The following is a 909-nucleotide window of genomic DNA, read 5'->3' on the forward strand; positions in this document are numbered from 1 at the left end:
AGATATATATTATAAATTAGGAGGAGAATATGAGAAAGGTTGTGTTAAATTTGAAAGAGTATAACAAATATGAAGTGATTAAATATGTCGTTGAGGGGAAATACACTAAAGAAAAAGCAGAGATTCGTTTAGGCGTCAGCAGACGCCACATTAATCGACTAATTAAAAGATATAAACAAGAAGGTAAACAAGCTTTTCAACATGGTAATAAAGGTCGTCAACCTATCCATTCGATCAGCAGTGAGTTAAAAGAAAATATTGTTAAGTTGTATATTGAAAAATATTCTAAGTTTAATTTTACTCACTTTACAGAGAAATTAAGTGAAATAGAAAATATTCATTATTCTCGTTCAACTATCGCTACTATACTATATCAACATTACATTTTAAGTCCTAAAGCTCGTAAAAAAACTAAACGTGAAGTAAGACAACAACTTAAATCACTATTGGAAACTGAAAAGAAAATACGAGAAGAAAAAATAATTATCAACAAACTAGAAACGTTAGACCCGTTTAATGCACATCCTAGTCGTCCGAGAAAAAAATATTTTGGTGAACAAATACAAATGGATGCTAGTTCTCATGATTGGTTTGGTACCGGTAATAAAGTCCATTTATATATCGCTATTGATGATGCCTCTAGTCATATTGTTGGTGCTTGGTTTGAAAAAGAAGAAACTTTAAAAGGTTATTATACTTTGTTTCATCAAATTTTAACGAAGTATGGGATTCCTAACGAGTTTAAAACAGATCGTCGTACGATATTTGAATATGAATCTAAAGTGAAGAAGTCTCTTGAAGAAGATACCTTTACTCAATTTACTTATGCTTGTCAACAGTTAGGTGTAGGTATTCAAACAACTTCTGTGCCCCAAGCAAAAGGGCGAGTTGAAAGAGTATTTAATACCC

Annotated in this window: 1 protein-coding gene; it reads left to right on the forward strand. The window is 31.2% G+C overall.

Going from position 1 to position 909, the window contains the following annotated elements; all coding sequences use genetic code 11:
- Nucleotides 1-29 precede the first annotated feature (29 nt).
- Nucleotides 30-909, forward strand: an 880-nt coding sequence (locus AC5EAH_RS08155; RefSeq protein ID WP_493494281.1) for an ISNCY family transposase, incomplete at its 3' end; no start/stop codon positions are given.

The organism is Staphylococcus sp. B1(2026), from assembly GCF_058895785.1.